The 25,797-nt window shown below is 72.4% G+C and carries 24 protein-coding genes; 9 read left to right on the forward strand and 15 right to left on the reverse strand.

Annotated features, from left to right (window positions below):
• Window positions 1-10: 10 nt before the first annotated feature.
• Together thiI and HDA32_RS18970 are read right to left on the reverse strand one after the other, a co-directional pair.
• A complete protein-coding gene (gene thiI, locus HDA32_RS18965; protein ID WP_179644495.1) occupies window positions 11-1,273 on the reverse strand; it encodes a tRNA uracil 4-sulfurtransferase ThiI in 1,263 nt (420 codons plus the stop codon).
• 236 nt (window positions 1,274-1,509) lie between these two features.
• A complete protein-coding gene (locus HDA32_RS18970; protein ID WP_179644496.1) occupies window positions 1,510-2,535 on the reverse strand; it encodes a 6-phosphofructokinase in 1,026 nt (341 codons plus the stop codon).
• A gap of 271 nt (window positions 2,536-2,806) precedes the next feature.
• Here HDA32_RS18970 and glpK point away from each other — a divergent pair, with 271 nt between their 5' ends.
• From glpK to HDA32_RS18985, 3 genes are read left to right on the forward strand one after another with little or no spacing between them, the layout of a single operon-like run.
• The gene (gene glpK / locus HDA32_RS18975; RefSeq protein ID WP_179644497.1) at window positions 2,807-4,285 is read left to right on the forward strand and encodes a glycerol kinase GlpK; all 1,479 of its coding nucleotides are present in this window, start codon (window positions 2,807-2,809) and stop codon (window positions 4,283-4,285) included.
• Between the two features lie 44 nt (window positions 4,286-4,329).
• A complete protein-coding gene (locus HDA32_RS18980; RefSeq protein WP_179644498.1) occupies window positions 4,330-4,611 on the forward strand; it encodes a type II toxin-antitoxin system Phd/YefM family antitoxin in 282 nt (93 codons plus the stop codon).
• Window positions 4,608-4,883, forward strand: a complete 276-nt coding sequence (locus HDA32_RS18985) for a type II toxin-antitoxin system RelE family toxin (RefSeq protein WP_179644499.1) — start codon at window positions 4,608-4,610, stop codon at window positions 4,881-4,883. The genes HDA32_RS18980 and HDA32_RS18985 overlap by 4 nt, the downstream gene beginning before the upstream one ends.
• Window positions 4,884-5,005: 122 nt before the next feature.
• Here HDA32_RS18985 and HDA32_RS18990 read toward each other — a convergent pair whose 3' ends face one another.
• From HDA32_RS18990 to HDA32_RS19000, 3 genes are all read right to left on the reverse strand, one after another.
• Window positions 5,006-5,647 (reverse strand): response regulator, encoded by a 642-nt coding sequence (locus tag HDA32_RS18990; protein ID WP_179646792.1) that lies wholly within the window; start codon window positions 5,645-5,647, stop codon window positions 5,006-5,008.
• A 65-nt stretch (window positions 5,648-5,712) separates the two neighbouring features.
• On the reverse strand, window positions 5,713-6,831 hold the full coding sequence (gene macS, locus HDA32_RS18995; protein WP_179644500.1) for a MacS family sensor histidine kinase: 1,119 nt from the start codon (window positions 6,829-6,831) through the stop codon (window positions 5,713-5,715).
• A gap of 330 nt (window positions 6,832-7,161) precedes the next feature.
• Window positions 7,162-7,986, reverse strand: coding sequence for a lysophospholipid acyltransferase family protein (locus HDA32_RS19000; RefSeq protein ID WP_179644501.1), 825 nt, complete (start codon window positions 7,984-7,986; stop codon window positions 7,162-7,164).
• A 269-nt stretch (window positions 7,987-8,255) separates the two neighbouring features.
• Between HDA32_RS19000 and HDA32_RS19005 the strand changes: the two genes are divergently transcribed.
• Together HDA32_RS19005 and HDA32_RS19010 are read left to right on the forward strand one after the other, a co-directional pair.
• Window positions 8,256-9,023, forward strand: a complete 768-nt coding sequence (locus HDA32_RS19005; RefSeq protein WP_179644502.1) for an alpha/beta hydrolase — start codon at window positions 8,256-8,258, stop codon at window positions 9,021-9,023.
• Window positions 9,020-9,859, forward strand: a complete 840-nt coding sequence (locus tag HDA32_RS19010) for a hypothetical protein (RefSeq protein WP_179644503.1) — start codon at window positions 9,020-9,022, stop codon at window positions 9,857-9,859. The genes HDA32_RS19005 and HDA32_RS19010 overlap by 4 nt, the downstream gene beginning before the upstream one ends.
• Here HDA32_RS19010 and HDA32_RS19015 read toward each other — a convergent pair.
• The 3 genes from HDA32_RS19015 to HDA32_RS19025 form a co-directional block, all read right to left on the reverse strand.
• The gene (locus HDA32_RS19015) at window positions 9,856-10,560 is read right to left on the reverse strand and encodes an endonuclease/exonuclease/phosphatase family protein (RefSeq protein WP_179644504.1); all 705 of its coding nucleotides are present in this window, start codon (window positions 10,558-10,560) and stop codon (window positions 9,856-9,858) included. The two genes, HDA32_RS19010 and HDA32_RS19015, sit on opposite strands and share 4 nt — an antisense overlap.
• A gap of 244 nt (window positions 10,561-10,804) precedes the next feature.
• Complete coding sequence (locus HDA32_RS19020; RefSeq protein WP_179644505.1) at window positions 10,805-11,755, reverse strand: ROK family glucokinase; 951 nt, start codon at window positions 11,753-11,755, stop codon at window positions 10,805-10,807.
• A gap of 117 nt (window positions 11,756-11,872) precedes the next feature.
• Complete coding sequence (locus HDA32_RS19025) at window positions 11,873-12,265, reverse strand: hypothetical protein (RefSeq protein ID WP_179644506.1); 393 nt, start codon at window positions 12,263-12,265, stop codon at window positions 11,873-11,875.
• Window positions 12,266-12,625: 360 nt separating this feature from the next.
• On the opposite strand from HDA32_RS19025, the gene HDA32_RS19030 reads away from it, so the two are divergent.
• The gene (locus tag HDA32_RS19030; protein ID WP_179644507.1) at window positions 12,626-14,422 is read left to right on the forward strand and encodes an AMP-dependent synthetase/ligase; all 1,797 of its coding nucleotides are present in this window, start codon (window positions 12,626-12,628) and stop codon (window positions 14,420-14,422) included.
• A 54-nt stretch (window positions 14,423-14,476) separates the two neighbouring features.
• Here HDA32_RS19030 and HDA32_RS19035 read toward each other — a convergent pair whose 3' ends face one another.
• The 5 genes from HDA32_RS19035 to HDA32_RS19055 all read right to left on the reverse strand — a co-directional run bounded on the left by HDA32_RS19035 (window position 14,477) and on the right by HDA32_RS19055 (window position 20,254).
• Window positions 14,477-15,634 carry a glycosyltransferase family 4 protein gene (locus HDA32_RS19035; protein WP_179644508.1) on the reverse strand — a complete coding sequence of 386 codons (1,158 nt, stop codon included), beginning with the start codon at window positions 15,632-15,634 and terminating at the stop codon, window positions 14,477-14,479.
• A gap of 89 nt (window positions 15,635-15,723) precedes the next feature.
• Window positions 15,724-16,749 (reverse strand): C40 family peptidase, encoded by a 1,026-nt coding sequence (locus tag HDA32_RS19040; protein ID WP_312863241.1) that lies wholly within the window; start codon window positions 16,747-16,749, stop codon window positions 15,724-15,726.
• 483 nt (window positions 16,750-17,232) lie between these two features.
• A complete protein-coding gene (locus HDA32_RS19045; protein ID WP_179644510.1) occupies window positions 17,233-18,225 on the reverse strand; it encodes a C40 family peptidase in 993 nt (330 codons plus the stop codon).
• A 419-nt stretch (window positions 18,226-18,644) separates the two neighbouring features.
• Window positions 18,645-19,985, reverse strand: a complete 1,341-nt coding sequence (locus HDA32_RS19050; protein WP_179644511.1) for an NYN domain-containing protein — start codon at window positions 19,983-19,985, stop codon at window positions 18,645-18,647.
• Entirely contained in the window at window positions 19,982-20,254 is a 273-nt protein-coding gene (locus tag HDA32_RS19055; RefSeq protein WP_179646793.1) for a hypothetical protein, read from the reverse strand. The genes HDA32_RS19050 and HDA32_RS19055 overlap by 4 nt, the downstream gene beginning before the upstream one ends.
• Window positions 20,255-20,533: 279 nt before the next feature.
• Here HDA32_RS19055 and HDA32_RS19060 point away from each other — a divergent pair, with 279 nt between their 5' ends.
• The 3 genes from HDA32_RS19060 to HDA32_RS19070 all read left to right on the forward strand — a co-directional run bounded on the left by HDA32_RS19060 (window position 20,534) and on the right by HDA32_RS19070 (window position 23,437).
• Window positions 20,534-22,255 carry a DEDD exonuclease domain-containing protein gene (locus tag HDA32_RS19060; protein WP_179644512.1) on the forward strand — a complete coding sequence of 574 codons (1,722 nt, stop codon included), beginning with the start codon at window positions 20,534-20,536 and terminating at the stop codon, window positions 22,253-22,255.
• Window positions 22,256-22,364: 109 nt separating this feature from the next.
• A complete protein-coding gene (locus HDA32_RS19065) occupies window positions 22,365-23,123 on the forward strand; it encodes a rhomboid family intramembrane serine protease (RefSeq protein WP_179644513.1) in 759 nt (252 codons plus the stop codon).
• 38 nt (window positions 23,124-23,161) lie between these two features.
• On the forward strand, window positions 23,162-23,437 hold the full coding sequence (locus tag HDA32_RS19070; protein ID WP_179644514.1) for an Lrp/AsnC family transcriptional regulator: 276 nt from the start codon (window positions 23,162-23,164) through the stop codon (window positions 23,435-23,437).
• 234 nt (window positions 23,438-23,671) lie between these two features.
• Here the strand turns inward: HDA32_RS19070 and trpD are convergent, their stop codons facing one another.
• Together trpD and HDA32_RS19080 are read right to left on the reverse strand one after the other, a co-directional pair.
• Complete coding sequence (gene trpD, locus HDA32_RS19075; RefSeq protein ID WP_179644515.1) at window positions 23,672-24,778, reverse strand: anthranilate phosphoribosyltransferase; 1,107 nt, start codon at window positions 24,776-24,778, stop codon at window positions 23,672-23,674.
• Between the two features lie 134 nt (window positions 24,779-24,912).
• A complete protein-coding gene (locus tag HDA32_RS19080) occupies window positions 24,913-25,359 on the reverse strand; it encodes a response regulator (protein WP_179644516.1) in 447 nt (148 codons plus the stop codon).
• Between the last annotated feature and the right edge of the window lie 438 nt (window positions 25,360-25,797).

Here is a 25,797-nt window from a genome sequence, read left to right on the forward strand (position 1 = left end):
CGCGGCGCGGTCAGGCGGCTCCGGAGTCGCCGCCCAGGTAGCTCGGCTTGTGCACCTGAGCGGTGCCGGCCAGGTGCTCGGCGAGCTCCTCGGCGTCCAGGCGCCTCTCGATCTGGCGCAGGTCCGGGATCTTGGCGGCCGTCTCCACCTGGCGGGGGGTCAGCAGGGTGCAGCAGTCCTCGTCGGGCAGCTCGGAGATGGTGAGCGTGCCGATCCTGCGCGCCTCCGTCATGATCTCGCTCTTGTCCATGCCGACCAGCGGGCGCAGGATCGGCAGGTCGACGGCGTCGTCGAGCGCGGTGATGTTGGTCAGGGTCTGGCTGGCGACCTGGCCGAGCGCGTCGCCGGTGATCAGCGCCGCACCACCGAGCCGCTCGGCCAGGGTCTCGGCGGTCTTGAGCATGAGGCGGCGCTGGGCGACGATCTGCAGCCGCTCCACGCCGGAGTTCTTGATCTGCTGCTGGGCCTTGCCGAAGGGCACCACGAACAGCCGCGACCCGCTCTGGAACCGGTCGAGCTGGCGGACCAGGCTGTAGGCCTTGTAGATGGACTCGGGGCCGGTGAACGGCATGCCGGAGAAGTGCAGGAAGTCGACCTTGAGGCCGCGGCGCATCATGCGGTACGCGGCCACGGGCGAGTCGATGCCGCCCGACATCAGCACCAGCGCGCGGCCGCTCATGCCGACGGGCAGGCCGCCCTGGCCCGGCATGCCGTCGGTGAAGACGAACACCTCGTCCTTGTCGACCTCGACGAACACCGTGTTGTCGGGCTTCTTGAGCTTGACCGGGAGGTTGTGGGCGCCGCGGATCGCCGAGCCGATGTGGACCGCGATCTCGGAGGAGCTCATCGGAAACCGCTTGTCGCGGCGGCGGGCCCGCACCGCGAAGGTGCCGGTGCGCTCGGCCATGGAGCGCACGGCGACGTCGGTAACGGCGTCGATGTCCTTGGGCACCCGGCGCACCAGGTGCACCCAGACGACCCCCATGACGTTGCCCATGCGCTCGCCGAGCTCGGCCACCTCCAGGTCGGAGGCTCCGGGCATGCGGATGACGATGACGCCCTTGCGCTGGGAGAGCTTGATCTCGCCGAGCCCTCGGGCCGCGGCGCGGATGTTGTTGTGCAGCCGGCGCTCGAAGAGCTGGCGGTTGCTGCCCTTGAGGACGATCTCGCCGAGCTTCATGAGGACGCACAGTTCACCCAGCCCGTCGGACCGGGCCACGCCGCCGACCGCCTCTCGCGCTTCGACGGCCGCGGTGTCAAGCGACGCGGACATGACGGCACCTCCAGGGGTCGGGGTGGTTTGCGGGGCGGCCTCGCACGCGGGGGCCGCTTCTTGCGGTCCTTCCAGTATCGAACACGCGGGCCACCGGTTGGGACGGCCGGAACCGGTGGAGGAGCCGCGGGGAGGAAGGGCCGGTCAACGGTGAAGAGGGGGACCCGCGGCGGCGGGTCCCCCTCTTCGGCGGTCCGGACTGCGCACCGCGGCCCCGAGGGGCCGACGGGGCGGCTCTAGCCGAAGAAGACCTCGGCCTCCTGGTAGCGCTCGACCGGGACGGTCTTGAGCTTGTCGGTGGCCGCGGACAGGTCCACCCGGACGATGTCGGTGCCCTGCAGCGCGACCATCTTGCCGTAGTCGCCGCCGTGCACCGCGTCGATGGCGTTGACGCCCAGGCGGGTGGCCAGGACGCGGTCGAACGCCGACGGGGTGCCGCCGCGCTGCACGTGGCCGAGGACGACCGAGCGGGCCTCCTTGCCGGTGCGCGTCTCGATCTCCTCGGCCAGGCGCTGGCCGATGCCGCCGAGGCGGACGTGTCCGAAGGAGTCCTTCTCGCCGGTGGCGAGCTCCATCTGGCCCTCCTTGGGGTGGGCCCCCTCGGCGACCACGAGGATCGGCGCGTAGTTCGTCTTGAAGCGGCTCTCGACGTGCGCGACGACCTCGTCCATGTCGAACGGGCGCTCCGGGATCAGGATGACGTTGGCGCCGGCGGCCATGCCGGAGTGCAGCGCGATCCAGCCCGCGTGGCGGCCCATGACCTCGACGATCAGGGCGCGGTGGTGGGACTCGGCCGTGGTGTGCAGCCGGTCGATCGCCTCGGTGGCGATGTTCACCGCGGTGTCGAAGCCGAACGTGTAGTCGGTGGCGTTGAGGTCGTTGTCGATCGTCTTGGGAACGCCGATGACCTTGACGTCGGCGTCGTAGAGCTGTCGCGCGACACCCAGGGTGTCCTCGCCGCCGATCGCCACCAGGGCGTCGATGCCCAGGCCGGCGAGGTTGTCCTTGACGCGGTCGATACCGCCCTCGATCTTCATCAGATTGGTGCGCGAGGACCCGAGAATGGTGCCGCCGCGCGGCAGGATCCCGCTCACGGCCGCGCGGTCCAGCGGCATGGTGTCGCCCTCGAGCGGACCCCGCCAACCGTCCCGGAAGCCGACGAACTCGTAGCCGTAGTCCTTCATGCCCTTGCGGACCACCGCGCGGATGACCGCGTTCAGTCCAGGGCAGTCGCCGCCACCGGTCAGCACCCCGACTCGCATTGCGTGTACTCCTCGATTTGTTCGAAATTCCGAAAACCGCGGACGGTGCCGCTCGAGCGCCCGCCCATGAACTCTTGACCTCGCGGCACCTCGCCGTCAGCCTGACGGCGATGATGTGACGAGCGTCACGGAAACGGATCCGGACGGAGTTGAGAAACCCACGCGTCCGGGTAGGTCCCACGGATGACGATCCGATGCGGGACAACGCTTTCGTGCCGCAACCCTCACATGGTCTAGACCATAGTCGTCCGAGCTACTGGAGGCCAACCCCATGTCGGTGCTCACCATCGATGCAGGCACGACCGGCGTCACCGCGCTGATGGTCGGCGAGGACGGAGCCGTCCTCTCCCGCGGTTACCAGGAGTTCGCCCAGCACTATCCGGACTCCGGCTGGGTCGAGCACGTCCCGGAGGAGATCTGGCAGGCCACGCTCGCCGCCTGCCAGGAGGCGATCGACGCCTCGGGGCGCACGCCCACCTGCCTGGGCATCACCAACCAGCGCGAGACGGCGGTGCTGTGGGAGCGCAGACGCGGGACCGCGCCGCGCCGGGCGATCGTCTGGCAGGACCGGCGCACCGCCGGCATCTGCACGGAGCTGCGCGAGGCCGGGCACGAGGAGCGGGTCACCGAACTGACCGGGCTGCGCCTGGACCCCTACTTCACCGGCACCAAGCTGACCTGGATGGCGCGCAACGACCCGCGCGCGTGGAGCGGCGTGGAGTCGGGCGACGTCGCCGTGGGCACGGTGGACTCCTACGTCATCGCGCGGCTGACCGGCGGCGGGCGGCACGTGACCGACGCCTCCAACGCCTCGCGCACGCTGCTCTACGACATCGTGTCCGGCGCCTGGTCACCGGAGCTGTGCGAGCTGTTCGGCGTGCCGATGGAGGCGCTGCCCGAGGTCGTGCCCTCCTACGGCACCGTGGGCGAGACCTCGCCGGAGGATTTCCTCGGCCTGCGCATCCCCATCGCCGGTATCGCCGGCGACCAGCAGGCGGCCATGTTCGGCCAGAACTGCTACGTCCCCGGCTCGTCCAAGTGCACCTACGGGACCGGCTCCTTCGTGCTGGTCAACACCGGGACCGAGGCCGTCGCCGCCGAGCACGGCCTGCTCAGCACCGTGCTGTGGCAGCACCCCGACGGCCACCTGGACTACGCGCTGGAGGGGTCGATCTTCGTGACCGGCGCCGCCGTGCAGTGGCTGCGCGACGGCCTGGGCCTCATCGACAAGGCGCCGCAGTCGGAGGGGCTGGCCAGAAGCGTCACCGACTCCGGCGGCGTGGTGTTCGTACCGGCGCTGACCGGCCTGGGCGCACCGGACTGGGACCCGCAGGCGCGCGGCGCGATCTTCGGCATCACGCGGGGCACCGGCCGGGCGCACCTGGTGCGCGCCACGCTGGACGCGATCGCCTTCGAGGTGCGCGACGTCGTGGCGGCGATGGGCGAGGCGTCGGGCACCGAGCTGCCCGAGCTGCGGGTCGACGGGGGCGCATCGGCCAACAACCTGCTGTGCCAGCTCCAGGCCGACCAGCTCGGCGTGAGCGTGGCCCGGCCCCAGGTGCAGGAGACCACCGCCCTGGGCGCGGCGTTCCTGGCCGGGCTGGGCACCGGCGTGTGGTCCTCCACCGAAGAGCTGATGGACACCTGGAAGCTGGAGCACCGGTTCGAGCCGGGCGAGCGCGACGAGGGCGCCTACCGCCGCTGGCGCGAGGCCGTCGAACGCTCCAAGGGCTGGGCGGGTCTGGGTTAGGGAATCGACTGACACGACCCGATCTGGTGACTAGAATTCGGACCATGGAAACTCTGCCGCTGGCCGATGTGAAGGCCAGACTGTCCGAATTGGTCACTCAGATCGAAAAGCAGCACGACCAGGTCACGGTCACGCGCAACGGAAAGGCCGCCGCCGTCGTCATCTCCATTGACGAGTGGGAGAGCCTGCGGGAGACCATCGAGATCCTCTCCGATTCGGAGACGGTGGCGGCCATCCGCGAGGCCCGTGAAGATGTGGAACGCGGTGACGTCTACACGACGGATGAGGTTCTCGCGGAGATGACCCGGAAGCGGCGCACCGCGTGAGCGATCCCTATGACCTGCGATGGACGAAGTCGGCGAAGCGGGCCCTGTCCGAGGAGCTGCCGGAGAACGTCGCCGCCGCCGTGCTCGAACTCGTCTTGGGGCCGCTGCGGGAGAACCCTCGGCGAGTGGGCAAGCCCGTACATGAGCCGTTCGACGGAATGTACTCGGCACGCCGGGCGACGTACCGCGTCCTCTATACGATCGACGACGACAAGCGCATGGTGACCGTCGAGGTCGTCAGACACCGCCGCAACGCCTACCGACCCCACTGAACCCGGTCAACCCACCCGACGACGACAAGCGCATGGTGACCGTCGAGGTCGTCAGACACCGCCGCAACGCCTACCGACCCCACTGAACCCGGTCAACCCACCCGACGACGACTGAACCCTATTCACTCATCGCCGTCCAACCCCTTGTCGATGGCGTAGCGCACCAGTTCGACCCGGTTGTGCAACTGGAGCTTGTTCAGGGTGTTCTGCACGTGGTTCTGCACCGTGCGGTGGGACAGGGTGAGCCGGGTGGCGATCCGCTTGTAGGTGAGGCCCTTGGCGACCAGGCGCAGCACCTCGGTCTCGCGCTCGGTCAGCCGCGGGGCCTCGCCGTCGTCGGCCGGTTCCGGGGCCGCGGCCAGCCGCCGGTACTCCCCCAGCACCAGCCCGGCCAGCCCGGGGGTGAACACGGCGTCGCCGGCGTGCACCCGGCGCACGGCGTCGATGAGCTCCTCCCGCCCCGCCGACTTCACCAGGTAGCCGGTCGCGCCGGCCTTGACGGCGTCGAGCACGTCCTGGTGCTCCCCGCTGGCCGACAGGATGAGGATGCGCGGGGGCGCATCCAGCGCCAGCAGCTTCCGGGTGACCGCGACCCCCGACATGTCCGGGAGCTGCAGGTCCACCACTGCCACACCGGGACGCGCGGCCGGTGCGACGCGCACGGCCTTTCCGCCCTCGCCGGCCGTCGCCACCACCTCGAACCCCGCCTCGGCGAGGTCGCGGGCGACCGCGTCGCGCCACATCGGGTGGTCGTCCACCACCATGACCCGGATTCCGTTGTTCTGCGCGCTCTCCACCCAGCCGACTCTAGCGAGTGGCCCGGACCCGGTCAGCTCGGAGTGGGCGGCCGCGGCACCCGCATCTCGATCTCGAAACCCTCGCCCGGGGCGGTGGCGACGGCGACCTCACCGCCCAGGTCGCCGATGCGGCCCTTGACCGACTGCGCGATACCGAGGCGCCCGTCGGCCTCGGCATCGGCGATCCGGCACTCGGGAACGCCGGGGCCGTCGTCGCGCACCGTGACGACCACGGCGTCGCCCTCGTCCTCGACCAGCAGCCACACCTTGGTCCCCTCGGGGCAGTGCCGCTCGACGTTGGCCAGCGCCGCGCGTACGGCGGCGTCGATCTCCCCCGCCACGTGGGCGGGCAGCGCCACCTCGGTGGCCGGCGTGGACACGGTGACGGTGGCCGAGGCGTGCACGCCGAGCGTGCCGCACAGGTCGGTGGTCCGGCCGGCCGGCGTGGCGGGGCGGTGCTCCGCGCCGATCAGGCTGCGCAGCGCCGCCTCCTGCTCACCGGCCAGCCGGCCGAGTTCGGCGGCCTCCCCACCGACCTCGCTGCCGCGCCGCTGCACCATGGCCAGCACCTGCAGCACCGAGTCGTGGATGGAGCGGGCCAGCCGCTCGCGTTCGCGGGTGCGCGCCTCCAGCTCGACGGCCCTGGCGAAGCGCTGCTCGGCCTCGGTGGCGATGTGCGCCATGTAGCCGACCGCGTAGCCGGCGAGCAGAAGCAGTACCACGCCGCTGACGACATCGGGGCCCAGACCGCCGCGCAGGGCGGTGTCGCAGGCGCCGTAGCCGAGCGCGGCGCCGACCGCCCACCGGCGTCCGCCCATGACCGCCGCCGACAGCGGTGCCGCGGCGAACCAGGTCGCGGTGAGCGGAGGGGCCGCCCCGAGGTAGTCCTCCCCCGCGACCGGCCCGGTGCTCAGCATGCACGCGAAGGCCACGCCGAGATCGGCGGCCACCAGCGCCGAACCGCGTCGGGAGGGCTCGGCGTAGGCGTAGGTGGCGAACACCGTCCAGACCGCCATGGCACCGATGACGGTCCAGGCCAGGGCGGGGTGGTCCAGCCGCCGGAAGTGCTGCAGCACCAGCGCGGCCGCATAGACCAGGGAGGCGATCCGAAACACCGCGATTCCGCGCCACAGGGGGACCTCGAACCCCATCAGCCCATACCCCGCCCTGCCGAAGGCGGGCCGGACAGGCGGGGAGGGCGTCCGTTCCCCTTCTGCGCCGATCTTGACCTTATCGGGCTTGTCCGGGCGGTTTCAGGCCCCACAAGGCCAAGATCAACGAGATCGAGCCCGGTGGTCATGTCGGGCTCCGGACACGACCGCGGGAGCAAGATCGCCGCCGAAGGAGGCGCAGCGGGAAATCCGTGCGGCCCCGCCCCGAGGGTCCGCGCGTCGACCGCCGCCGGGCAGGAGGCGGCGACGTCCTCGGCCTCTTCGGGCAGTGCCATGAGGGGCGTCCTCCCATCGGCGGCCGCGGCGGCCTCAGCCCTCGTCGGGCTCCGGGTTCCCGGCCTTCAGCGCCTTCTTCTCCGCCTTGCGCTTGGCGCGCTCGGCCTTCTTGGCCTCGCGCCCGGCGCGGCGCTGGTCCTTGCGGTCGGCGTGCTGCTCCTTGCGCTCCTCCTTGGCCGCCGCCTCCAGTTCGGCCTTCACCGACTGGGCGTAGCGGTCCACGTACTCCTGGCCCGACAGCTCCATCAGGGCGTACATGATCTCGTCGGTGATGGCGCGCAGCACGCGCGGGTCCTTCTCCATGCCCTGGTAGCGGGAGAAGTCCAGCGGCCGCCCGAACTTGACCTTGGGCCGGATGCCGAGCTTGGGGACGGTGCGCCCGGGCGGCATGATCTTGTCGACGTTGATCATCGCCATCGGGACGACCGGGGCCTCGGCCTCCAGCGCGAGCCGCGCCACGCCGGTGCGGCCGCGATAGAGCTTGCCGTCGGGGGAACGGGTGCCCTCGGGGTAGATGCCCAGCAGCTTGCCCTGCTTGAGCACCTTCAGCCCGGTGCGCAGCGCCGCCTCACTGGCCTTGCCGCCGGAGCGGTCGATCGGGATCTGCCCGACCCCCGTGAAGAACAGCCGGCTGGCCAGCCCCTTCACGCCTTTACCTGTGAAGTACTCGGCCTTGGCCAGGAAGGTGATCTTGCGCGGCAACGGGAGCGGACCGAAGAAGTGGTCGGAGAAGGACAGGTGGTTGCTCACCATGATCGCAGGCCCCTGCCTGGGGACGTTCTCGACGCCTTCGGCGCGCGGCTGCCACAGCACCGCCAGCACCGGGCCGAGAATCGCCTTGACCACCCAGTAAAACACCCAGAGTCACCCCCGCACGTGCGGGGAGCGTTCGTCCTGCTTCGCCACGTTCGCCTTCCCGCTGCCACAGACAATCCTCGACATCTTCGCATCGCTCGCGCGCTATCACCAATGTCGGCCCGGGCTACCCGGCGGTAGGGGGCCGGTCGGCCGCCGCGCGCCGCACCGGGGCCGGGGGTTTCGGGCGCCCGGGCCCTCGGCTAGTTTCATAGGACCCGGTGCGGTACCGCCGCGGCCGGACGGCGCGCCCAGACCTGAGGGAGGCATCCATGTCGTTACTGCCAGGCGCCGAACCGTTCCGGCACGACGGCGGCTGCGTCGGCGTGGTGCTGTGCCACGGATTCACCGGCAGTCCGCAGTCGATGCGCCCGTGGGCCGACCACCTGGCCGCCGCGGGGCTCAGCGTGGACCTGCCCCTGCTGCCCGGCCACGGAACCACCTGGCAGGAGATGCGGGCCACCACCTCCGACCAGTGGTTCGCCGCCGTGGAGGAGTCTCTGCTGGGGCTGCGCGAGTCCTGCGACGAGGTGTTCGCCATGGGGATGTCCCTGGGCGGCTGCCTGGCGCTGCGGCTGGCCGAGGTGCACCCCGACGCCGTGTCGGGCGTGGTACTGGTCAACCCCTCCCTCGCCGTGGAGAACAGGCTGCTGCACGCCGCGCGGCTGCTGAAGTGGCTGCTTCCCTCGACCAAGGGACTGGTCAACGACATCAAGAAGGCCGGAGCCCGCGAAGTGGGCTACGCGCGGGTCCCCACGGCCGCCGCCGCGACACTCCCGAAGCTGTGGACCGCGACCCGGCGCGACCTTCCGTTGATCACCGCGCCGATCCTCGCCTACCGAAGTCCCGAGGATCACGTCATCGGCCCGGAGAGTCTGCGTATCCTCACGAGTGGGGCGGTCAACTCCACCGTGACCACCCGATCGCTCGACAACAGCTTCCACGTCGCCACCCTGGACAACGACGCGGCCACCGTCTTCGGCGGCAGCCTCGCCTTCGTACGCGACCACAGCAGGAGCGGGGAAGGATTGGACGCATGACGCATCGCCGTGGCAACGGCCTGCTCGCGGACGCCTATGTCCCGCTGATCCTGCTGCCCCCGGCCCTGGCCGACACCATGCTCGACGCCCTGCGCCGGGCCGGCATCGCCGCCTACGCGGTCCCGCTGGGCGAGGACGTGCCGGCGCTGCGCGACGCGCCCATGGAGGACCCTCCCGCCGACCACCTCTACGTCGACGCCAACGAGCGGCGCTCCGCCGAGGAGATCCTCCGGTCGGAGCTGCCCGGGCTGGAGGAGCACACCATCGAGGTCGGCGGCCAGGAGCCGGCCGGGGCCGCCGAGAACACCGAACCGATGGCGCCGACCGATCCCGCGGCGCGCGAGACCGCTCCCGCGGGCGGTTCCGGCGACGACGAGGTCTGGGCCGACCTGGTGGCGCGCTTCTACGAGTCCGGCGACCGCGACAGCGCGTGGCCCGACGCCGAGAACGTCTCGGCCGGGAGGCTCGACGACCGCCTTGACCTGGAAGACCTCGACGCCACCGACGAACTCGACCCGCCGGGTTCCGTTGCGGAGGACCGGGAGGGGCACCCGGCCGGTGCGGAGCGCCGCGCCGAGCTCGACGACGGCGACCACTACATTCCGCCGCCGCCCCCGCCGCTGCCCCGCGGCGACCTGACCAGCAGGCTGGCCTGGGGCGGCCTCTTCGGCGGCCCCGTCCTCCTGCTCGTGTCCACCCTGCTGGGCCTGCCGGTGCCCGACTGGCTGGCGTTCTGCGCGGTGGCCGGTTTCGTCGCGGGCTTCGTGGTCCTGGTGATCCGCATGGGCGACCGCCCCCCGCGCGACAGCGGACCCGACGACGGCGCGGTGCTCTAGGACTCGAAGCCGATCTCGGCGAGGACGGGGCGGTGGTCGCTGGCCGCGACCGCGTCGCCGTCGGTGACCAGTGCCGTGGGGACGCCCGCGCGCAGCGGTGTGAGCCCCGCTCCGGTGAAGACCGCGTCGATGCGCCTGCGCGGGCGGCGCGCGGTGAACGTCATCGGCTCGCCCCACGGGGCCTCGGCCGCCGCGTCGCGCAGGTCCGCGGTCAGCAGGCGCCACGCCGGGCCGCCGGGCTCCTCGTTGACGTCGCCGGCCAGCAGCGGCGGGGCGCCGTGCGCCGCCGCCATCGCGTTCAGCCGGCCCAGGACCTCCGCCGCGTGCTGCAGCCGCGGCCCCGGGGCCAGGTCCAGGTGGGTGCTCGCCACGGCGATCCGGTGCCCGGACAGCTCGACGACGGCCATCGTCACCGCGCGGACGTGCAGCCCCGGGTAGCGCCGCAGCACGTGGTGCTCGGTGTGCACGACCTCGGCGTCCGGGCGGACCAGGATCGCCAGCCCGCCCGTCCGGCGACTCACCGCGGCCTTCAGGCGGCAGTCGCGAGCCAGGGCGCGCCGCCCGGTCCGCCACAGCAGGAGGCGCGGCGCCTCCTGCACGCACACCACGTCGGCGGAGCACGCGGCGATGACTCGGGCGACCGCCCGCCGGTCGTCGCGCAGCGAGCGGACGTTGTAGCCGAGCACCCGGATGGTTCCCACGCCGTGGTGGTACCCGCCCGCGACGCCCGGCCCGCCCGCCCGCGAGCGGGCGGTCGGTCGGACCCAATGCCGTGAAGTCAAGGCCCGGAAGCAGATGCCAACCGGTGTCCCACAGGTCTCCCTGTGGGCGGGCAGAGCCGCCAAGGCCGACGACAGCCTTGTTTCGCAGACTCCGGCCGAGGGAGCCCTGGCCCCAAGCCGCCTCGGCACATATTGCGCAGTGCCCGACCGAACGGCATTGCGGCTAGACCCGCGCCAGATCGGCCGCGCCGACGATCCCGGCCTGGGAGCCGAGCTCCGCGGCGCGGATGTCGGCGAATGCGCGCACGGTCCGGCCGGTGACGTACCGGGCGAAGGACTCGCGGACGGGCCCGAGGAGGATCTCCCCGGCCTCGGAGACGCCGCCGCCGATGACGAAGCGCTCGGGGTCCAGGATCGCGGCGAGGTCGGCCAGGCCCTGGCCGACCCAGCCGCCCACGATGCGGAAGCACTCCAGCGCGGCGGCGTCGCCCTCGACCGCCGCCTGGGTGATCTCCTGGCCCTGGATCCGCTCGGGATCGCCCTCGGCCAGTTTGAGCAGGCGCTCGGCCCGCTTCGGCTCGGTCTTGGCGAGGTCCTGGGCCTCGGCCACCAGCGCCCGGCCGCTGGCGTACTGCTCCCAGCAGCCCCGGTTGCCGCAGCCGCACCGGCGCCCGTCGGGGACGAGCCGGTAGTGCCCGACCTCGGCCGCGACGCCGTACCGGCCGCGCAGGAGCGCGCCGTCGACGATCACGCCGCCGCCGATGCCGGTGCCCAGCGTCACGCAGGTGACGTGTTCGGCGCCCCGGCCGGCGCCGAACCGGGCCTCGCCCCAGGCCGCGGCGTTGGCGTCGTTCTCGATCACCACCGGCAGGTCGATCCGCCGCTGGATGCGCTCCTTGAGCGGCTCGTCGCGCAGGGCCAGGTTGGGGGCGAACACGACGGTGGCGCGGTCCTGGTGGACGAAGCCGGCGGTGCCCACGCCGACGCCGTCGACGGCGCCCTGCGGGTGGTGGGCGAGCAGTTCCTCGATGGCGTCGCCGACCACGTCGGCGATGGCGTCGCTGTTCTTGGCGGGGGTGGAGTGCTTGACCTTCTCCAGGATCCGGCCATCAGTGTCGACGACGCCTGCGGCGACCTTGGTGCCGCCGATGTCCACGCCGATGGTCAACCGCATGGACGGCTCCTTTTCACCTCGGGCTCCGGTGCGGCCTCTCAGGACCGCACCGGGCTGTGCTGGGGGCATCGAATGGAGTAAACCATTGGATTAAACCAGCGCCGCCCGCCGAGGGGGTCAGTCGGCCCGGGGGATGGCGGGCGGCGGGCCGTCGGAGCCGCCGTCGCGCCGCTGCTGCTCGGCCTGCCTGCGGGAGCGTTCGACGACGCCCCACGCCTCGCCCAGCGCGCCGAACAGCACCGATCCCGCCCTGCCGATGTGCTCGGCCACCTGGGGTCCGGCCGTGCGCACGATGCCGATCATCTGGTCGAGGGCCGGCTCCTCGCGCCCGGGAGCCTCCTTGACGGCCTCCTCCCACACGTCACCCTTGCGCTGCGGCTGGGAGGTCGCGCCGGAGACCCCGCGCCGCACGCCGGCGATGATCAGCTTGCGCTGCAGCGCGTCGACCAGCCGGAGGGCGTCGTCGATGATGTCGGAGGAACCCGCGGGGTCGCGATTGGGCTGTGCCATGGTCACCTGCCTGTTCGTCGGTCTCCTGCCACGTTAGCCGGACGGCCGCGGTCGCGGCCGCGCCGCGGCGGGGAAACCAGGGACATCCCGGAGGCGGTTTCAGGGCCGGGCGCCCCGCCGGACGGCCCCCTGATTGGGACCGGCGCCGCGAAACCGGCATACTGGGCGTCCGCCGCCGCGCAGGAGCGGGGCGCCGGCGGACGGGAGCACGCCGCCCCACCTGGGTGGCTGTAACCCGGTTTCCATCAAGCCCGGGTCACCATCACATACCGAATTAGAACCTGTTCTACCGACCGGTAGCAAAACTTGTTACCGTCCTCACGTCCCCTCGTAGAACCCCGTATCGCAGGAGTTGAGCCCGTGCGCGAGTACAGCCGTCCCGTGAAGGTCGAGATCTCTCCCGACGCGCGCCTGAGCGACACCGTCTTCGCGCGCGCCGCCGAGGAGCCCAGCGCCACCATGCTGCGGCGGCAGGAGTCGGGCCAGTGGCGCGACGTCACCTGCAAGGAGTTCCGCGACGACGTCGCCGCCATCGCCAAGGGGCTCATCGCCGCCGGCGTCGAGCACGGCGACCGCGTGGGGCTGATGTCGCGGACCCGCTACGAGTGGACCGCCATCGACTACGCGATCTGGACGGTCGGGGGCGTGACCGTCCCCATCTACGAGACCTCCTCCGAGGAGCAGGTCGAGTGGATCCTCGGCAACTCCGGCAGCAAGGCCGTCTTCGTCGAGAGCGCCGAGCACGCGGACCGCGTCCGGGCGGTCGGCGCCGAGCTGCCCGAACTCAAGAACATCTGGGAGATCGAGGGCTCCGGGCTCAAGGAGTTCAAGGAGTCCGGCTCGGAGGTCACCGAGGAGACCCTGGAGGAGCGCCGCACCACCGGCACGGTGGACGACCTGGCCACCCTCATCTACACCTCCGGGACCACCGGCCGCCCCAAGGGCTGCGAGCTCTCCCACCGCAACCTGCTGTTCACGATCCTCAACATCATCCGGGGCCCGCTGGAGAAGGTGTTCACCGTCGAGGGCCGCTCCACGCTGCTGTTCCTGCCGCTGGCGCACTCCTTCGCCCGCATCATCCAGGTCGGCTGCATCGAGTCCAAGACCGTGATGGGCCACTTCCCCACCACCGGTCCCGAGCTCATCGACACGCTCGGCGTGTACCGGCCGACCTTCCTGCTGGCCGTGCCGCGCGTGTTCGAGAAGGTCTTCAACAAGGCCGAGCAGAAGGCCGTCTCCGAGGGCAGGGGCAAGATCTTCCACGCCGCGGCCGACACGGCGATCGCCTACAGCCGCGCGCTGGACACCGGCGGCGCCGGCCTGGGCCTGCGCATCAAGCACGCGGTGTTCAGCAAGCTCGTCTACGGCAAGATCCTGGCCGCCGTGGGCGGTAGGGCCGAGTACTCGGTCTCCGGCGGCTCGGCCCTGGGCGAGCGGCTCGGCCACTTCTTCCGCGGCGTCGGCCTGACCATCATCGAGGGCTACGGCCTCACCGAGACCTCCGCGCCGACCGCCGTCAACAGCCCCGAGCTGAACAAGATCGGCACCGTCGGCCGCGCCTTCCCCGGCGTCAGCACCAGGATCGACGAGGACGGCGAGATCCTGATCAAGGGCGACCACGTGATGCGGGGCTACTGGGACAACCCCAAGGCCACCGAGGAGGCGTTCGACTCCGAGGGCTGGTACCGCACCGGCGACCTCGGCGCGCTCGACGAGGACGGCTACCTCAGCATCACCGGCCGCAAGAAGGAGATCATCGTGACCGCCGGCGGCAAGAACGTGGCACCGGCCGTCATCGAGGACCGCATCCGCGGCCACGCGCTGGTCAGCCAGTGCATGGTGGTCGGCGACAACCGCAACTTCATCTCGGCGCTCATCACCGTTGACGCCGAGGCCCTGGAGTTCTGGAAGAAGCAGAACGGCAAGACCGGCGAGGTCGCCGACCTGAAGGACGACCCGGACCTCGTGGCCGCGATCCAAGGGGCCGTGGACGACGCCAACAAGTCGGTCTCGCGGGCCGAGTCCGTGCGCAAGTTCACGATCCTGCCCGTCGACTTCACCGAGGAGGGCGGCCAGCTCACGGCGTCGCTGAAGGTCAAGCGGCACATCGTGGTCAAGCAGTTCGGTGACGAGATCGAGGCCATCTACAGCGCCTGAGCCCCCCCCCACTCCCCCCGGCCGGTGGCGGCCGGGGGGACGGCCGGCCGGTGGCTACCGGCCGGTCAGCAGGTCGTCCAGACGGCGCGACATCTGCTCCCGGCTCCACCGGCGCCGCACCCACGCGCGGCCGCGTTCGCCCATCTCCCGGGCTGCGGCGGGCTCGCGCAGCAGCCCGATGACGCGCCGGGCCGTCGGGCCGGGGACGCCGCCGTCCACGACGTGGCCCGTCTCGCCCTCCAGGACCGCGTCCGGGGCGCCGCCGGAGTTGCCGGCGACCACCGGCAGGCCGGTCGCCGACGCCTCCAGGTAGACGATGCCCAGCCCCTCCACGTCCAGGCCGCCGTTGCGGGTGCGGCACGGCATCGCGAACACGTCGCCGGCGTCGTAGTGCGCCGGGAGCTCCTCCCAGGGCACCGAACCGGTGAAGCGCACCGACGCGCCCACCCCTTGCTCCCGAGCCATGGCCTCCAGCCTGGAGCGGTACGGCCCGCCCCCGACCAGCAGCAGCACCGCCTCGGGCACGTCGGCCAGCACCCGCGGCCACGCGCGCAGCAGCGTGTCCTGGCCCTTGCGCGGCACCAGCCGCGAGACGCACACGACGACCGGGCGATCGCCCAGCCCGTGCCGTTCGCGGATCAGGTCCCCTCCCGCTCCGGGCCGGAAGCGGTCCGGGTCCACGCCCGGCGCCAGGTGCCGCATCCGGGCGGCGGCCCGCGGCGTCAGGGCTCGGGCCAGCCGCTCGCGGGTGTAGTCCCCCAAGTAGGTGACGGTGTCGGTCTGCTCACCGATCCGGCGCAGCAGCGACCGCGCCCCCGGCAGCATCGCCCAGCCGGCCTCGTGGCCGTGCGTGAGGGCCACGAGGCGCTCGGCCCCGGCCCGGCGCAGGCCCCCGGCCAGCAGACCCAGCGGCGCCGCGGCGCCGAACAGCACCGAGTCGCACTCCTCCAGCCGGGCGATCGCGCGGGCCCGCCGCGCAACGGCCGGGGTGGGCAGCAGCACCGACGTCCGCTCCCGGACGACCGGGAACGGCAGGTCCAGGTCGAAGGCCTCCGGGTCGCGCCACGAGCGCGCGCCGGGGCGCCGCGGCGGGGACGAGCAGTAGACGACCACGGAGTCGGCCGGGCGCCCCAGCGCGAGCGCGTGCACGAACGCCTGGATGCCCCCGGGTCGGGGCGGGAAGTCGTTGGTGATGATCAGAGTGCGGGACACGGCCCAGATTCTAGGGGCGCCGGTCTTGGCCCCGTCGGCACCGGACCGCGGCGGGCGGGGTGCGGCGGCGCCAAGACCGGCGGGAGCCGCTACGGCCGGACGCCGCCGACGAAGTTGCTGCGGTAGTAGTCGTTGAGCGTGACCTCGCCGATGGGCTTGGACGACGTCGAGGCGTGCACCATCTTGCCGTTGCCCGCGTACATGCCGACGTGCGTCGGCGCGGCGCTGTCGTAGAAGAACAGCAGGTCGCCCGGCTGCATCTGGTCCCAGGAGATGCGCTGGCCCGCGTTGAACTGCTGCTGGGAGGTCCGCGGCAGGCTGACGCCGGCCTGGGACCAGGCGGCCTGGGTCAGGCCGGAGCAGTCGTAGCCGTCGGGGCCGGTGCCGCCCCAGACGTAGGGCTTGCCGATCTGGGCGTAGGCGAAGTCGAGCGCGACGCGCGCGTTACCGGAGGCCGGACCGGTGTAGGAGCCGCCGCCCGAGGAGTCGCCGTCCGCGGAGCCGACGCCTGAGGTGGCGGCTGCCTGCTCCTCGGCGGTCAGCTCGTCGAGGAGCTCCTGCTGCTCCTCGATCCTGGCCTCGCCGTCCTCCTGGGCCTGCTCGGCCTCCTCCAGCTTGTCGGCGGCCTCCTGCTCGGTCTGCTCGGCCTCCCCCTGGAGCCTTTCGAGCTTGTCCTTCTGCTCGGAGTACTGCTCGAGGCTCTCCTCCTGGTTGCTGGAGAGGTAGCCGAGGTCGGCCGCCTGGCGGAGCGTGTCCTCGGGGCCCGCGGAGCCGAGGAGGTAGGCCGGCGAGGTGTAGTCGGTACCGCTGTAGGCGGCGGTCGCCAGCATCCGGACCTGGCCGCGCAGGGAACCGAGGTCCTCCTCGGCCTCCTCGAGGTCCTCCTCGATCTCCTTGAGCTTCTTCTTCGCGGCGTCGTGGTCCTGCTTGGCCTGGTTGTAGGTCTCGTTCAGCTCGGAGAACTCGCGTTCGAGGCTCTCGATCTCGTCCTGCACCTCGTCGGCGGAGGGGTCGGCGTAGGCGACGCCCGGCGACAGGACGAGGGCGCCCGCGGCGATGAAGCCCACGGCGGCCAGATGACGGCGATACGAGCCACGATCATGGCGTTTATCCACGGTTGTGGCGCACCTTTCTCCCATGGTCCGCCTACCGGAGCGGCCGTGCGGGACGAGGGCGCGTCGGCGCCCCGCCGCGGCACGACGGGGGGTGCTGGTTCGCACACGAGGCCACCGTGCGCCACAGCCTGATGAGGGGGCGGCGTGCGCGGGTGGCTCCCCGGTCTCCGCGCGCCGGTGATGAGGGTCGCGTCGCGGAGTTCGGCGGGAGCTGGTCGCCGCCATCCTGGTGATGGCGAGAACGACGACCTCACTCGGCGTCGAACCCTAGTGCATCACGGACACCGATCTCAACGTATTCGTTACCTTCCCCCGAGATCCCCGCGAGGCTCGCGAATGCCGCAAAAGGGGCGGGCGAAACGGCGATCGCCGCCCGAGACGCGGTGTCCACCCGCGGCTCGGACGGCGATGGCCCGGAACTCCATATGGGGTATCGCACCGGGGAGGCGCGGCTGACCGCCGCGCCCTCCGTGCGGGCGACGGTCAGGGGCGCACGGCGAACTCGTACTGGCCGTCCCAGTAGCCGGCCAGCGAGACGACCTCGACGTTCTTGCCGGTACGCGGCGCGTGCACCATCTGGTTGTTGCCGGCGTAGATGCCCATGTGCCCCTGGCCGCTGAAGAACACCAGGTCGCCGGGTTGGAGGGCGTCGCGGCTGACCCGCTGGCCCGCGTTGGCCTGGGCGTAGGTCGTGCGCGGCAGGTTGACGCCGGCCGCCCCCCACGCGCGCATCGTCAGGCCGGAGCAGTCGTAGCCGTCGGGGCCGGCGCCGCCCCAGACGTAGGGCTTGCCGATCTGGGCGTAGGCGAAGTCGAGCGCGGCGCGCGCGTTGCCGGAGGCCGAGCCGGTGTAGGAGCCGCCGGCGTCGGAGCCGCCGGCCGCGGGGTCGGCGTCGGGGAACTGGGCGAGCAGCTCCTCCTGCTCGCCGATCCTCTCCTCGACGTCGTCCTTCTGCTCCTCGGCCTCGTCCTTCTGCTCCTCGGCGTCCTCCAGCGCGTCCTCGGCCTCCTGCTTGAGCTTGATGAGGCGCTCGGACGAACCGGCGAACTCCTCGAGCTCGGCCCGCTGGTTCTCGGACAGGTAGCCGATGTCGGCGGCCTGCTCGTAGACGTCCTCGGGGTCGTCGATCGAGAGGACGGTCATGGACGAGTCGAGGTCGGTGCCCTGGTAGGCCGCGCTGGCGAACTCGGCGACCTGGTCGCGCAGCTCGTTGTAGCGCTCCTCCTCGTCGCCGACCTGGTTCTCGAGCTCCTCGACCTTCTTCTTGGCCGCGTCGTAGTCTTCCTTGGCCTGGTTGTAGTCCTGGACCGCAATGTCGGCCTCTTCCTGGAGCTCGCCGAGCCTCGCCTCGGCCTCCTCCTGGGTGGGCTCCGGGTCGGCGTGGGCGAATCCGGGCAGGATCAGGCTTCCGGCCGCCGCGACTCCGAGGCCGGTCGCGATCCGGCGGGCCGTGCGCCGACCACCGTTGTCGGTCATGGGCGGTACACGCTCCTTCGATCAAAGTCCGCTGCGAAGTGGGGAGTGGGTCGGCGCACGCGGGCCGGACGCGGGTACCGCCGCTCCGGACGCGCCGCGCAGGGGGTTTGCGCAACAGCAGACCACACAGTCCCGCACGTGATGGGAAACCTTCCACGCCACCGGTCGGCACCTGCGGTTGCGAGCCGGTCCGTTCGGCGGGAAAGCGATCAAGCTCCGGGTAGAACCTAGCGGACCACTCCACCAGGCTCAACCACGGCACCCGGGTTGTAACTTGGGACACAATGCGCAACGCGACATAACCGCAGCACCTGGCAGAGCACCGACGAAACCGGGAGCAATGGCCACATCCGGCCATTCCTCCGGCTCTGCGGCTTTTGTCGCCCCTCGACATCGGAGCCCGGCAAGGACGTCAGGGGCTAACCCGTCTCCAGGCGGCGCAGCAGGAGGACCGACGCCACCGTCCGGGCCCCCTCCCGGCGGACCGCGGAGACGATCTCCTTGTCGGAGGTGACCACGGCCAGCGGGCGGCCCGAGGGTTCGGCCCGGACCAGGCGGACGATCAGCTCGTCGGCGGTCTCCCCCGGCGCGCTGAACAGCAGCCGCACCCGGCGGGTCGCCGAGAGCGCCGGCGGGGCTTCGACGTCGGCGCCGTCGAACACGCAGGTGATCTCGGCCTTGGTCCTGCTGGCCAGGCCCTCCAGTCCGGTGAGCAGCCTGCTCCGCTGGTCGGCCAGCGGCAGGGTGTCGTACCCGGTCTTGGTGACGTTGTAGCCGTCGACGAGCAGGTGGATGCGCGGCAGCACCAGCAACTGGTCGACGAGGCCGGGGTCGTCGTCGGGAAGTCCCCGCCCGGGCATGCCGAGCCCGCGATCGCGCGTCTCGCCGGCCACCAGATCGGCCGGGCTCTCGATGGAGGTCGGCAGCGCGAGTTCGCGCCGCAGCCCGTGCGAGGCGTCCAGCAGCACCTCGATGAGCACCCGCAGCCGGGCCTCGTCAGCGCTGCGTCCGGCCCTGGCGGCGCGGCGGGCGTTCTCCAGTTGCGTCTCGGCGGCGGCGAGGCGATTGCGCAACCGGCGGTTCTCGGCTTCCACGGCGCCGACCTGGCCGGCCGCCGCGCTGCTGCGATCCGCCGCCTCCGCGGCCGCCTGCTCGGCCCGCTCCACGGCCTCCTTGGCCCGCTGCCGCTCGGCGTGCACCCTGCGCCGCAGGTCGGCGATTGAGCTGCGCTGCTCGCGCAGTCCCGAGCGGAGCCTGGTGACCTCCCCGCGGTGCTCGGCCTTCGCCTCGGCCAACTGCCGGCGCAACTGGGCGATGGTCTCGGCGGCCTCGTCGGCCTCCTTGACCGTCTCCCTGTGCTCCAGCTCGGAATGGATCCGCTCGACGATCCCGGCCCACCCCTCGGGTCTGAGCAGGTAGGCCGCTGCGGCGACGGTCACCGGATCGGCCGCCGGCGGCACCACGCCGCCGCGCAGGCCCTCGGCGAGCTCGGGCCACACCCTCTCCATCCGCTCGGCGACCCGGCCGCGGAACGAGGCGTCGGTCTCCAGCTGGGCCGCGATCTGCGGCCCGGCGAGCCTCGCCCGGCGGCGCGGCTCGAACCTGGCGACCCGGCGCAGCGCCTGCGGAAGATCGGCCACCGGCATGGATCCGAGCACGTCGGAGCCGTACTCGATGATCCGGGCGCGCACGGCCTCGGGGAGCGGCCGGGTCGGGCCCTCCTCCCCGGCCGCCGCGCCGGCGCCGTCGTCCGCGGTCATGCCCGCTCCACGTCGCCTTCCGCCGGCACGCCCTCTTCGGCGGCGGGCCGGTCGACGACCTCGACGGAGTCGACGGCGTCGCACCAGCGGCACCGCACCTGCTCGACGGTCTCGCCGAGCACCTCGCTCTCCTCGACCCGGCTCGCGCCCGACAGGTCGAAGTGGAGGTAGTCGCGCGACCGCACGGTGCGGGTGACGTCGAAGCGCGTCAGGTTGCCGCACTGCGCGCACCGCCACCGCCGCTTGCCGGTCGGCACCGAAATGCTCACTGCCATGGTCCCCTCGCTCGTCCGCGTGCTCGATCCCCGGATCGGCGCGCCGGCCCGGAGTGGGCACGGGGCCCGGCGCGCTCTTCCCGGTCCTCGCCATCTTTCCATGTCGGAGCAAAGGTGTTCTCCGCGAACCCGTGCGCTCCCACCGGCCGCGATCCGGACGGAGAGGGCCTGCGGGCGCCCACCGCCCGGCCCCCGGGACCGGGCGCCCCGCGCCCACCGGCCCGACACGGGGACGGGTTCCCTCCGGACACCGGCCGCCCGTACTCTGACCAGGTGGCACAACAGCACCTCCCGGTCCAGGGGACCCTCGACGACCTGGGGACGCCGCTGTCGCTCACCACGTTCGTGATCGTCGACCTGGAGACGACCGGAGCGAAGGGGGACGGCGCCGGCATCACCGAAATCGGCGCCGTGAAGGTGCGCGGCGGCGAGGTCCTGGGCGAGTTCGCCACGCTGGTCAACCCCGGCGCGCCGATCCCGCCGTTCATCACCCTGCTCACCGGCATCACCCAGGCCATGGTCGCCCCCGCTCCCCCGATCGAGGCGGTCCTGCCCTCCTTCCTGGAATTCGCCGGCCTGGGCGGCGACACCGTGCTGGTCGCCCACAACGCCCCCTTCGACGTCGGCTTCCTCAAGGCCGCCTGCGCCGAGCACGGCCACGCCTGGCCCGGTCCCCCGGTCGTCGACACCGTCCCGCTGGCCCGGCGGCTGGTCACCAAGGAGGAGGTGCCCAACCACAAGCTGGGCACCCTCGCCGGCTTCTTCGGCGTGCCCGACCGGCCCACCCACCGCGCGCTCGACGACGCGCGCGCCACCGTGGGCGTCCTGAACGGCCTGCTGGAGCGCCTCGGCTCCTTCGGAGTGCAGACCCTGGAGGAGCTGCGCGGCTTCCGCAACGCCCCCACCCCCGCCCAGCGCCGCAAGCGCCACCTGGCCGACGACCTGCCCGACGCGCCCGGCGTCTACGTCTTCGAGGACGCCAAGGGCGACGCCCTCTACGTCGGCAAGAGCGGCAGCCTCCGCAAGCGCGTCCGGTCCTACTTCACCGCCTCCGAGACCCGCGGCCGGGTGCGCGAGATGCTCGCCCTGGCCGAGCGCGTCACCCCGATCGTGTGCGGGAGCGCCCTGGAGGCCGAGGTCCGCGAACTCCGGCTGATCGCCGAGCGCAAGCCGCCCTACAACCGCCGCTCCCGCAACCCCGAGCGCGCGGTCTGGCTCAAGCTCACCCGCGAGGCCTACCCCCGGCTGTCGGTCGTGCGGGAGGTGCGCGACGACGGCGCGCCCTATCTCGGCCCGTTCCGCTCCTCGCGCGAGGCCGAGATGGCCCGCGAGGCGCTGCACCAGACCTTCCCGCTGCGCCAGTGCACCCACCGCCTCGGCCCCGGCCGCCGGGCGGTCAGCGCCTGCGTGCTCGCCCAGATGGGCCGCTGCGGCGCCCCGTGCGAGGGACGCGAGTCCCCTGCGGACTACGACGCCCACGTGAGCGCGGCCGCCGAGGCGATGACGACCGACGCCTCCTCTGTCGTGCGCGCCCTGACCGACCACATCTTCGACCTGTCGGCCCAACTCCGCTACGAGGAGGCCGCGCTCCACCGGGACCGGCTGGCCGCCTTCGTGCGCGCGGCGGGCCGCGCCCAGCGGCTCTCCGCCCTCTCGCGCTGCGCGCACCTGGTCGCCGCCCGCCGCGCGGGCGCCGACTGGGAGATGTGCGTGGTCCGCCACGGCCGCCTCGCCGCGGCCGGGATCATGACCCCCGCCTCCGACCCGCACGCCTACCTGCGGGCCCTGGTGGACTCCGCCGAAACCGTCGAGCCCGGTCCGGGGCCGACGCCGCGCGCGACCGCCGGGGAGATGGAGTGCGTGCTGCGCTGGCTCGACGTCCCGGGGACCCGACTGGTCGAACTGGACGGAACCTGGACGTGCCCGGCCAACGGCGCGGAGAAGTACCGGAAACTGCAGGAGCGGCCCGGCGACTTCTCCCCCGCCCTGAGATGAGGCCTCCCGGACCTCCCGGGCGTCCCGGCGCGCCGCGCGGCCCGGCTGATCTACGGTGGAACCGAACCGAGAAACACTGGCTCCCGGCAACGGACGGAACGCGCATCCGATGGCAGGCATCCCGCTCAGCGACGACTACCCCGTCCGCCGCGTCCCCGTCGTCACCTACCTGCTGATCACCGCCAACGTCGCCGTCTATCTGCTGTCGCCGCTGTCGCAGATCGCGGTCTGGTACGGCGACGTCTTCTCCCGGGCGTGCGCCCAGGAGCTCTACCTGCTGCACTGGGCCGCGATCCCGGCCGAGCTGCTCACCGGCGACCAGTTGCGCGGCGCCACCGAGTGCCCGGGGGCCGACTTCGGCAAGGTCCCGTGGCTGTCCACCCTGACCTCGATGTTCCTGCACGGCGGGGTCGCCCACCTGCTCGGCAACATGGTCTATCTGTTCGTGTTCGGGCCGTGCGTGGAGGACCGCCTCGGCCGGCTGCGCTACCTCGGCATGTACCTGGTCTCCGGCGTCATCGCCTGCTACGGCTTCGCGCTGAGCGAGGGGCCGATCGAGGTCCCGATGGTGGGCGCCTCCGGCGCGATCTCCGGGGTGCTCGGGGCCTACCTGGTGGTGCAGTTCCGCAGCCGGGTGATCACCCTGGTCTTCGGCGTCATCCCGGTGCGGCTGCCCGGCTGGGTGCTGGTCGGGACCTACTTCGTGCTTCAGTATCTTCTCTACGTCAGCCTCAGCCTGTTCCCGGGGGAGGACACCCAGACGGCATACGCCGCGCACGTCTACGGTTTCGTCGCCGGTGTGGTCGGCGGGCTGCTCATCTACCGCATACGCTGGCGCGCCGGCGCCCGGCTGTCCGACGTGCACTGACCAAGACCGCCGCAACCACTGCTCCAGGAGGAATCCCCGTGATCACCGCGATCGTACTGATCAAGGCCGACGTCGACCGCATCCCGGAGGTCGCCGAGGCGATCGCCGAGATCGACGGCGTCAGCGAGGTCTACTCGGTGACCGGCGGCGTCGACCTGATCGCGCTGGTCCGGGTGCGCCGGCACGACGAGCTCGCCGAGGTGATCCCCGGCCGGGTCAACAAGGTCACCGGCGTGCTGTCCTCCGACACCCACATCGCCTTCCACGCCTACTCCCAGCACGACCTGGAGGCCGCGTTCTCGCTGGGCATGTGAGGCCGCGGCCGGACCGCGCCGGCGGCATCGGCGGAAGGAAGGAGGAGGGGGCGCCCGGCCGGGCGCCCCCTCCTCGCGCTCTCCCGTGCTCGTCCCGCCGCCGACCAGACCCAATGCCGTGAAGTCGAGGTTCGCCGAGCCGATGTCGACCGGTGTCCCACAGGTCTCCCCGTGGTCGAGCAGAGCCGCCAAGGCTGACGACAGCCTGACCCCGTGGCTTCGGTTGAGGGAGCCCTAGACCCGCTTGGCGTAGGCCTGGCTGGCCTCGATCCACTTCTCCAGGACGGTGGCCGCCGCGCCGCTGTCGACGGCCGCCGCCGCCCGCTCATAGGCCGGGAGCAGCGTCTCCTTCAGCGGACCGGTGACGCCCTCCACCGCGGCGAGCGCGCCCGCGGCGTTGAGCAGCACGGCGTCGCGGACGGGGCCGGTCCCGCCGCCGACGAGGTCGCGCACCACCGCGGCGTTGAACTCGGCGTCGCCGCCGCGCAGCGCGTCGGGCGCCGCCCGCTCGATGCCGAAGTCGGCGGGGTCGACGGTCTCGGGGCGCACCTCGCCCTCGTGCACCACCCACACCGACGAGGTGGTGGTGGTCGTCAGCTCGTCCAGGCCGTCGTCGCCGCGGAAGACCAGGGTCGAGGTGCCGCGCCGGGCGAAGACCCCGGCGATGACCTCGCTCATCCGCCGGTCGAAGACGCCGATCGCCGCCGCGGTGGGCCGGGCGGGATTGGTCAGCGGGCCGAGGAAGTTGAACACCGTCGGCACGGCCAGTTCCCGGCGGGGCTTGGCGGCGTAGCGCAGCGAGGGGTGGAAGAGCGGGGCGAAGCAGAAGGTGATGCCGGCCTCCTCCGCCACCCGGGCGGTGTAGCGGGGCGGCAGGTCGATGACCACGCCCAGGCGCTCCAGCACGTCGGCCGTGCCGCAGGAGGACGAGGCCGCGCGGTTGCCGTGCTTGACCACGCGCGCACCGGCGGCCGCGGCCACGACGGCGGCCATCGTCGAGACGTTGACGGTGTGCGCGCGGTCGCCGCCGGTGCCGACCACGTCGAGCGTGGGGCCCGCGACGCTGATGCCCACGGCGTTGTCGAGCATGCCCTGGGCCAGGCCCGTGACCTCCTCGACGGTCTCGCCCTTGGCGCGCAGGGCGACGGCGAAGCCCGCGATCTGGGTGTCGGTCGCCGAGCCGGACATGATCTCGTTCATGGCCCACTCGGTGTCGTCGGCCGAGAGGGACTCGCCGGTCAGCAGGGCGTTGATCAGTTCGGCCCAGGTGCGTTCTTGGATGCTCACGTCGGTTCCTTCATGGTTCGCTGCGAAACGGCCCGGAGATCGCGGACGCGCCATCGCGCGATGTCGGCCCCGTGGTGGGGCGCACCGTTGAAGAACCGGGGGCACCGGCCGCCGCGCCGACGCGCGGCGGCGCCGTGAACGAGCACCATCAAGGAAGATCTACCTGTTTTTCAGGGCGGACGGGGGTGTCACTGGGCGGCGGAGAGCCGCTGGGCGCGCTCGCGCATCAGCTCGGCGAGCGACTCGGCGAGGGCCACCGGGTCGACGGGGTGGCTGACCACCCTGTCGGCGCGCGACCAGGTGGCGAGCCAGCCGTCGTCGCGGCGGCCGACGAGCAGCAGCACCGGGGGGCAGCGGTAGATCTCGTCCTTGGCCTGGCGGCACACGCCCATGCCCCCGGCCGGCTTGGCCTCGCCGTCGAGGATCAGGACGTCGACGGCGGACTCGGCGTCGTTCAGGCGCTTGAAGACGGCCGGCGCGGTCGCGCACTCGACGAACTCGACCTTGGGGACGTCCGCGGCGGGCCGGCGGCCGATCGCCAGGCGCACCTGCTCGCGCACCGCGGCGTCGTCGCTGTAGATGAGGACGCGCATCTTCGGGGCGCGCTCCGTGATCTCCGTGCCGCCGTTCGCCATGGTCAACCGTCCTTAATGGTGACTTCCTCCTCGCGGCCGGCGCCGGAGGATGTTGTCGGGGCCTCGAGCATCGGACCGTCTGAGAAGACCGTCGGCGCCGCACGGACCCGCCCGGCGGCCGGAGGCCTCGGCGCCCCGCGACCGCGTGTGCTGCGGCCCGCCGCCCGGCTGCCGCGACGCCTGAAACCATATCAACGTCGAGGCCGGTTTCCAGGCCCGCTCCCGGTGATCCGCGCCCCGAGGAGGGAGGAGCGGGCGGCGGCGAATCGGGCGGAACCGCCGCGCGCCCGGGCGGTGCGCCGGTGCGCGGCCGCCGGATCGCCCCGGGGGTCGCGGGGGTCGCGGGCCGCCGGACGGCCCCGGTTCCACCCCGTCATCGCGGCGGCCCATCCGGCCCGATACGGGGGGTCGTGCAACAACCCTCGTCAGATACCGTAA

The organism is Spinactinospora alkalitolerans (assembly GCF_013408795.1).
Taxonomy (GTDB): Bacteria; Actinomycetota; Actinomycetes; order Streptosporangiales; family Streptosporangiaceae; genus Spinactinospora; species Spinactinospora alkalitolerans.